Annotated in this window: 6 protein-coding genes and 2 pseudogenes; 4 read left to right on the top strand and 4 right to left on the bottom strand. The window is 34.8% G+C overall.

Annotation, left to right across the window (positions count from 1 at the left end):
* Positions 1-344, top strand: a pseudogene (locus OOZ15_RS19585) (type IV secretory system conjugative DNA transfer family protein); the annotation flags it as partial.
* A gap of 336 nt (positions 345-680) precedes the next feature.
* On the opposite strand, the pseudogene OOZ15_RS20540 reads toward OOZ15_RS19585, so the two are convergent.
* A pseudogene (locus OOZ15_RS20540) lies at positions 681-944 on the bottom strand (DUF4138 domain-containing protein); the annotation flags it as partial.
* A 1,107-nt stretch (positions 945-2,051) separates the two neighbouring features.
* On the opposite strand from OOZ15_RS20540, the gene OOZ15_RS19575 reads away from it, so the two are divergent.
* Positions 2,052-2,654, top strand: coding sequence for a hypothetical protein (locus OOZ15_RS19575; protein WP_265958135.1), 603 nt, complete (start codon positions 2,052-2,054; stop codon positions 2,652-2,654).
* A gap of 527 nt (positions 2,655-3,181) precedes the next feature.
* Here OOZ15_RS19575 and OOZ15_RS20490 read toward each other — a convergent pair.
* From OOZ15_RS20490 to OOZ15_RS19565, 3 genes are all read right to left on the bottom strand, one after another.
* Entirely contained in the window at positions 3,182-3,589 is a 408-nt protein-coding gene (locus OOZ15_RS20490; RefSeq protein WP_323053960.1) for a transposase, read from the bottom strand.
* Positions 3,590-3,616: 27 nt separating this feature from the next.
* Positions 3,617-4,075, bottom strand: coding sequence for a transposase (locus OOZ15_RS20485; RefSeq protein WP_323053959.1), 459 nt, complete (start codon positions 4,073-4,075; stop codon positions 3,617-3,619).
* A gap of 193 nt (positions 4,076-4,268) precedes the next feature.
* On the bottom strand, positions 4,269-4,448 hold the full coding sequence (locus OOZ15_RS19565; RefSeq protein ID WP_265958134.1) for a hypothetical protein: 180 nt from the start codon (positions 4,446-4,448) through the stop codon (positions 4,269-4,271).
* Between the two features lie 1,307 nt (positions 4,449-5,755).
* Between OOZ15_RS19565 and OOZ15_RS19560 the strand changes: the two genes are divergently transcribed.
* Both OOZ15_RS19560 and OOZ15_RS19555 read left to right on the top strand, forming a co-directional pair.
* A complete protein-coding gene (locus tag OOZ15_RS19560; protein WP_265958133.1) occupies positions 5,756-6,667 on the top strand; it encodes an IS1595 family transposase in 912 nt (303 codons plus the stop codon).
* A 25-nt stretch (positions 6,668-6,692) separates the two neighbouring features.
* Positions 6,693-8,147 carry a hypothetical protein gene (locus OOZ15_RS19555; protein WP_265958132.1) on the top strand — a complete coding sequence of 485 codons (1,455 nt, stop codon included), beginning with the start codon at positions 6,693-6,695 and terminating at the stop codon, positions 8,145-8,147.
* The last annotated feature ends 295 nt before the right edge of the window (positions 8,148-8,442 follow it).

Below are 8,442 nucleotides of genomic sequence, written 5' to 3'. Positions count from 1 at the left end.
ATCAGTTTTTTGGGAAGGCCAATGACCCGGATACTGCCAAATATTATGAACGCTTTTTTGAGATCGTTAAAAAGCCAACGATAAGTGTCAACCAGGGGCACAACCTGAACTTTGATACCAGGGTCACCAAAGGGGAACGGGAGGTGGCCAAGACAAGGGCTTCTACCTTCTACGGTTTAAAGCAAGGGGAGTTTATTGTCTTTGCGGATGGAAAGGACAGAAAAGTACAGTTCAAATATCCTAAAATTCAACGGGCATTACCAAAGCCGAAGCAAATAAGCGATAAGGAAATGGAAGCCAATTTTATACGGATCTATAAAGAGGTGAGGGGGATGTTTAGCTAGATTTAGAAATCCTAATAAAGTGATATGAGATGCTACCTCCTGAACAAAGCTTAACTTTTGAGAAGTTATTAGAAAAAGTTAAACAAGCAACAGGAGAATATAATCAACTCAAGTTTTGAATACAAACGCTACCCAAAGAGTATCATTTTTTAGTTTTTTCTATGTTTATAATAAGTATAGTAGCTTAAGGAAGCTACCAAAACCTGATTTTCAGTATTGGATATAGTGTTGCCACAGCTCCTCTTATCTTATTTTTAAAGATTCGGCAGTAATTTAATTTTACTGCCAAATCTTTGATACTTTAAATACGATGGGGTAACTGACCTCATTACTTGTTCAGTTAAAATGCAGGACTAAATTTCTACTCCCATTGAGCTCCTGCAACTCCAATTGCAATTTCTCTTTATCCCCCAACGCAAACTTGGGCAATACATACACGAACCTTAAAGATTGTCCATTCCACACCTTGTCCGGTAGTTTATACTTGTAAATGGGTTTTAAAGGGAGCTTTTGGTAGGAAGCCTTTCGCTTTTTGTTCCCACTTACTCGATATATATTCAGAAAATCTATTTCAAAGGTAATCCCAGAGGTGTTGGTCCCTTTAACCACCGCTACTAAAGTTCCTTTCTTTCCTTTTGCTTTTTTATTGGTTAGAATGGTGTATAGATCTCCATTGGAAAAAGCAGTTTCATCCAGCGATAGATTGCTTCCTAAATTCTGAGCAAACAAAAACCATTGTTTAGCATGTGGGTTTTGTTGCCATCCATTAAACTGACTTAAATGATCCTTGTAATGTCTTTTAAGTTTTTTCCCAGGCACTCTATATAAACCTCCTAGCTGATGGTGGCTCAGTGCGGTGTTATCGGTCGATCTCTTATAAAAAAGCAGTGAACTCCTTAGGCATCCGAGTTCTCTGGATAATAAATCCCTTTCAATCACGGCTTACTTTAACCCTTTTACATCAAGCAAAACATCCTAATGCCTTCGTTTAAGATTTAAAGAAACCAGATTATTGCGAGTGGGGTAATCCTCGATGGTCCGGCTTCATAAAACCACTCGCTTTATACGGGCAATCCTTGTACTGTTGTGGTATTTGCTTTTTTCCTCCAAATAAAGGATCAAGCGGTTTACGTATAAAGGGAGCTTTATTGGCTTTCCTTCAAACCCTGCTATATCAAAATGATCCAGATACCTTCAGGCAATATTAATCTTAATAACGACATCTCTGCTTCTTTACTCATCACCATATTTTTAAACCACAAAGAAAATCAATATTCAATTCAGACCCAACTTTTGGGATTGATCCGTGATCTTCAAAAAGATAAACTCTTATGATTAATACAAAATCACTATAGTTTTTAAGTTTAATTTTGACTAAATCTATTTACTTCTGAAACGGTCTGATCCGTTAAAAGACACTTTTGAAAATCATTTGTCCTGTATTTGTTGGGGATTTTTTATGAGAGATGTGTTTTTGTAGTGCAGGGTAAGTGAAATGCAGCTGTGTAGTGGGTTAGATATCAATATATTGCAAATTGTGGTATCTATGGGGTATGCTGTTTTTTGGAATATAGATTGTTTAAATGTTGATTTGTGTGATCAGGTAACTATCAATAATGAAGTAGAAAAATGCAAAGTCAATTTTTTAATAGTTTTAGGGATAAATATGTGAATAAATTCATACCATTTTATTTATCATGGCACTATATGATAAATAAAGATCAAATGGAATATATTGGAAATATTAATACATGTAATTTTGCCATTCAAAAATTATCTTGCCTAATAGCAAGAGTTAGACCTCCTTTTGTTGATCCTTACAAGAATTTGTTAAATGTGATTAAAAAGGATTCATTTGCTTTAAAAGTTAAGAATAAATATGTATATATAAAATTAGTACTTCCTATGAGGTTTGAGAAAGATTTTGTTTTGACTCTTCAAACTATCGTGCTTCATTATGAAGGGATGCGATTGACAGATTTAATTTTGATTAATCAACCTATCTGTACTTATAGGAAAGAACCATTTGAGGTGGAGTTGTATGTAAATAATAGGCAGGATGTGGAGTTAGCATCGTTTTTAAAAAGTCAACTGGAGCCAGTTGTTAGATTTTCGAAAAAGCAAGAGAGAGTTATTGATCTGACATTAAGGGGGTTGGATTCTCATGAGATTGCATTAATGACAGATAAGTCTGTTCCTTCAGTTTATAAAATAAACAGGAGAATTTTAGAGAAAATTACAGACTATTATGAAATGGAATTTCCCGATGTAAGAAGTGCTGTTCTTTTTCTTAGAAAGAACTTCATTTGAATGGAGCTAATTTCGAGGTGTAAAAATGATCTATTTTGAAGCCTGTATTGATGAATTTTAATACTTATTAAGTAATTGGACACAAATAAGATAAAGCATTGTTATGAATTTTGAGACACATATTGTATTTATTTATATTGGATTATATGCTACATTCTTCGGGATTTTTATATGGCTGATCAAAGAATTAGGATATTATCTCTTAAACAAGAAAAGTCAGATTTAGCTATTTAAGAGATAATGTGGTGATTTTTTTTGAGGCTAGTATTTTTAATGTGGAATAAGCTTGGGTAAAGGTTCATATTCTGCTGAAGACGGACACTTTTCGGTAAAATTAATTTTTTTACTGTTCTTTTTATATTTTCTCATCGATGCACTTCGCAATTCTATTCTATACGAACCATTAGTTAGTCTGTCTAATATTACATCAAGCCAATTGTGGGGTTTCCTTAAAATAGTTAAACCATGCTTTTACAGGTAGATGTGAGGTGACAATGTATCAAGTCAAAATTCTGTTTTTTAAGATTCTAGGCATCTAGTTTAGATAAGCGAATAAGGTATTTTGTATTTCTATCCTCTCTAAATTGAGCTCTAAAGGCTTTTATTTTAGCATTGAAAGATTTAGCGGAAGCATTGGTACTTCTGTTTATAAAGTAGTTAAGGATTGAACGATAATTCAAAGTGATGCTATTGGCTACGTTTTGGAAGCTTTTAAATCCGGATTCCTCTACTTCTTTATACCAATGTGCTAATTTGGTATAGGCGATTTTAATGTCTGTATTTTGATTAGGAGTCCATTTGTCTGGAGATTTATACAGTAAACACCTGCTTCTGGCAAGCAGCTGCTTTGCCGAGTCACCATTAGGAAAGAGTGTAGGGGTGTATTGTTTGTCGTTTGCTTTACATTGTTTAATAGCTTTATTCTCCTGATCCAAGGCTTCCCATCGGTATTTGATACGAAGTTACTGAAGAGCTTCTATGGCCAGTTTTTGTACATGGAAGCGATCGGTAACCTGCGTTGCTTTCGGGAAGCATACCTTGACAAGATGCTTCATGGAATGCGCCATATCCAAAGTAATCTCCTGGACTTTGTTACGAACCGATGAAGAAAGGGTAAGTAATTGATTTATGATGGGCTCGGCCTTCGTGTCTTTAAAAATACCCACCAGCGCTCCCTTTTTGCCTTTAGCTTTCTCATTGGTAATAACCGTGTAGAATTCACCTTTAGAAAGGGCCGTTTCATCAATGGAGAGACAAGGCCCAATGTTCTCCGGATACAAAAGCCATTGTTTGGCATGAGGCTTTTGCTTCCAATCCCTAAAGTCGCTCAAGTAGTCCCGGAAATGTCGCTGCAGCTTTTCACCATTGACTCCATAAAATCCGCCAATGGTATGACAGTCATTAGTCTTGGTGCTGACCAAGTACTTTTAAAAAAGCAGTGAACTCCTTAGACATCCGAGTTCTCTGGACAATAGATTCCTTTCAATTACGGCTTACTTTAACCTATTTACATCAAGCAAAACATCCTAATGCCTTCGTTTAAGATTTAAAGAAACCAGATTATTGCGAATGGGGTAATCCTTGATGGTCCGAGGCTTCATAAAACCACTCGCTTTATACGGACAATCCTTGTACTGTTGTGGTATTTGCTTTTTCCTCCAAATAAAGGATCAAGCGGTTTACGTACAAAGGGAGCTTTATTGGCTTTCCTTCAAACCCTGCTATATCAAAATGATCCAGAATACCTTCAGGCAACATTAAGCTTAATAAGGACATCTTTGCTTCTTTACTCATCACTATATTTTTAAACCATAATGCACAACAGGTTGTTAATAAGATATATGAATTAACAATAAACTCACTCTGTAATCCAATACTAGCGACTATGTTTTCTAGCTCCATTATATCAACTAAACAGGGCATATATAGTAGTTCTAATTATTTGGTTTGAGACAGGATAACTTTCTTTCTCTAGAGCTCAAAATTAGCCCTCCCCACATTTGATATTTTTTAGGTTTATACAGTCTATTATGATATCAGGGTGATACTATTTATGTCGATATATAAGAATACTTTTGGGAACTGTTTCTGCTGTTTTTTGCATCTATTAAAGTGTTAATGCAGAGGGCGTCAGGAACGACACATAAATATAAGTGCTGATTCATAATTTGAATTACTTATTATAAAAATGTATAAACCTATATACTTATTCAAAAGTATACGCTCTTTTACAGCTTTTGTTTTTGCTTTTTGTATAGGGGAACAATCGCGTCATGCCGAAAAATGGGCCTTTTTACGGGCATCTCAAAAAGAAATCCTATTATTTATTGTAGAGTAGTCATGATGTTTTTAAAGGAACTCAACTCTCCTTTTCTAGAATAGATAGAGTTTGAAGTTCACTTTATATGATCCTTTCGGCTATTTTGGCACAGAGTTACCGGAACCAACTCTCCTTTATTACAGGATGAAGAGGGTTTGAGTTTTGAAGGCAGTCTGGAGAATATTTTTCATAGAGAATATAATTTAGTAGCGATACTGAGAGCGAGCTTGCGGTCATTGCTCTTAATACTCTCTAAGGACATGGAGCAAATTATCAGGTGTACTCTACATGTAAGCTGGCAGTTTTCGATATCTATTGATGTCCGAAATGCCAGAAAGAGCTATCGTTGCTAAAAACAATTCTATGATAAATAGAAGAATTGTGGAGTAGAGTTGGCATAGGGATCTGCGAATATTATAGTAAAAGACATTATAATTGTATGAAGCTGAGGGGGTATTACTGCGGATGATTACCATGTATTTCTGCCCTTATTACCTGTCTATTGGTGAGTAGATAAAATATTGAAGAACCTTAGGTATAGCATAGTTAGAAGCGTGGATGAATCTGAAAAATCAATAAACAGTGGGATTCAATTTTGAACTTTATGTATTATTCTAAATTATTTAAAAGGTGATTGATCTGTTGATGGTAATTTTTGATTCTACATCTGTTTTTCCTGAAAAGAAATTGTCTTCACAATTATTTGTAAAAATTTTCTTTGAATATCCGTAAACACCCATAATTTTAAAATATTTCGTATTTTTATCCGAAATAGAGTACTATGAATATTTTCAGTTTTACAGTACATTTTGACAGTGAGGAATCCTGCCGGAACCATTTCAAAGCAGAAAGGGATAAATTGGGGGTGGTATGCAAGAGGTGTGGTCACACCGAACATTTTTGGATCAAAAGCCGTTGGAGCTATGAATGCAAAGAATGCCGTAGCCGGACTTCCTTGCGCAGTGGCACTATTATGCAAGGGTCCAACCTTCCCTTTCTGGTATGGTACAAAACAATATTCTTGATGACAGCTACCAAAAAATGCTTTTCCATCAAGGAAATACAGAAACAGTTGGGCTTGAGGCGTTATGAGCCTGTTTGGGCAATGGTGCACAAGTTGCGCAAAGCTATGGATAGGCGTGATGCTCGCTACACTTTGGAAGGTATGATGGAAATGGATGAGGGCTACTTTTCCGTGGAAAGTTCGGAGGTGGAAAAATCAAAAGCAAAACGGGGCCGTGACGCAGCAGGCAAGTCGAACGTTGCGGTGATGGCGGAATCAGCCCAGCTTGAAGATATTGAAACCGGAAAGGGAACCAGCCAGTGCCGGTACTTCAAAGCAAAAGTGTTGGACAACCATAAAGCCGGGGGCATTAATGAAACCGTGAAAGGGGGTTTTGATGAAAAGAGCATCGTCCTGAGCGATGATAGCACTTCTTATGTGGATATCTCGGACTATGTGGAGCTGCATATCTCTGAAAAGTCCAGTGAAGGCCCCGCCAAAGAAACCTTGCGCTGGGTACATATCACCATCAGCAATGCAAAACGAAACCTTTTAGGGAATTATCACAAAATCAAGGGGGAGTACCTTCAATTATACCTCAATGAATTTATCTATAAGCTGAACCGAAGATATTTTGGAGAAAAGCTTTTCGATAGGCTTATCATCGCAGGTATTACAGGATATGACTAATTACGGATATTTAAAAATTTCTTATATGCTCTTTAATTATTCTAAAATAATTGTATGTTTTTTTTTTGTTACGAATATTTTTGCTCAACAAGATTGTTCAAACAGGCAAATAGACAGTTTGCTTAATGCGATAAAATACTGTAAAGTTTCTGATTCTATATATGGTGTTTTAAATAGATTATATAAATCCTCATTAAGGAACGATTATGCAATTGGAAAGGCTGCTTGCCTGATAAGAATTGGAATACACAAAGGAGAAAGAGGTGACTTCAAGGAGGCGTTTAAAACTATTCAGGAGGCTAAAACCATCGCCAAACAGATTGAAAATGATTCACTTTTACTGTTCTCTGATATTGCATTGAGTGTTCAATATGGAAGAACAGGATTGAATGTTAAATCTATAGAAATCATAGACAGGAGTTTATCAAATATCGATAAGATTCATGATTTTAAAAGAAAAGAGTATTTCTTAGGGGTGTTGTATACCTATAAAGCTGTTTTTTCTGGAGGTCTTCAACGCCAACCATCTATGGAGGAGTATTTGTCTTATCATAGGAAAGCACTATATCATTTTGAAAGAATAAAAGAAATTATTCATATTCCGGCATATACCAACATAGGAGAACACTATAATGCTATAACAGCATATGACTCAGCAAAATATTATTATAAAAAAGCATTAAATAATGGAAAAGCAACTAAAAGGTCATTGGAGATTGAATATGCTAATTTGGCCAATATCTATTATAAAACTAATGACTATAATCTGAGTATTTCCTATCTAGATAGTTCAACTGCTATCAGTAAGAATAAGAGGATTTATTATATATTAGAAGAGAATTATATCCTGTATAAGAAAATTTATAATCAATTAGGGGATATCGAAAAACATTTAGAGAGTGCAGACTTGGCGCTAGCTTATAAAGATAGTACAATTTTAAGAGAAACAAAGAGCATTCGGGATTCTGTGAATTATGTATTGCATTATACCGAGAGAGAGGGAGAGAGCGCTTTAAGAAAGAAGACAATCGTACTCATTAATTCAATTCTCCTCATATTAGTGTTAGTAGCTATTCTTTTCTTCCAATTATGTAAAAGAAGAAAATTAAAGAGGCTGGCCTCTGAAACAATAAAAGAAGTTAAGTCTAAGTCTAAAGAAATTGTTGAATTGAGGCAAAAGATGGTGTCTTCGTATGAGCAGGTTATAGAAATGGCAAAAGCAAATGATCCTCTTTTTGTAAATTGTTTTAAGGAGCTTTATCCGGATTTTTATGACAAACTTATTCATGTTCAACCTAGTTTGACTTTAATGGAGATAAAAGTGTGTTTTTATATGAAACTGAAATTTACAACAAAAGAAATTTCTCACTATACTTTTGTGTCCGTAAAAGCTATTCAGAATAGAAAGAATAGACTTAGAAAAAGACTGTCTATAAAAAAAGGAGGGAATATTTATGAGTTTTTAGATTCATTAGAATAAACCAATGTCAAAAATTATTCTTTGTTTATATATAATAGGAACATTTCTATTGTTAATTAAAAGTAGCGTCGTTTTGTTTAGATATATTCATAAGTCGCTTTCATTAGTATATAAAATCATGTAGTTCACCGTATTAATCATAAGATTGGCCAAAAACGTAAAAAATAGGTTTTCATTTTTAGATTATCCAGAATTTTTCGGTAGCATCTCATAAACTGTGTAAATAGAAAATATCGGGGGTCATGACCCCCGATATTTTTTTATTAATTTTAAATTTTACACAGTATGAAGAAAG

The sequence above is a fragment of the Galbibacter kalidii genome, assembly GCF_026241135.1.
GTDB lineage: Bacteria > Bacteroidota > Bacteroidia > Flavobacteriales > Flavobacteriaceae > Galbibacter.
Note: the sequence above shows the minus strand (reverse complement) of the source record. Positions and strands in the feature narration are given on the sequence as shown.

Coding starts and splice junctions, on each gene's coding strand:
- OOZ15_RS19555 (WP_265958132.1), top strand. CDS start 6,693: ATGCTCTTTAATTATTCTAAAATAATTGTATGTTTTTTTTTTGTTACG.
- OOZ15_RS19560 (WP_265958133.1), top strand. CDS start 5,756: ATGAATATTTTCAGTTTTACAGTACATTTTGACAGTGAGGAATCCTGC.
- OOZ15_RS19565 (WP_265958134.1), bottom strand. CDS start 4,448: ATGAGTAAAGAAGCAAAGATGTCCTTATTAAGCTTAATGTTGCCTGAA.
- OOZ15_RS19575 (WP_265958135.1), top strand. CDS start 2,052: ATGATAAATAAAGATCAAATGGAATATATTGGAAATATTAATACATGT.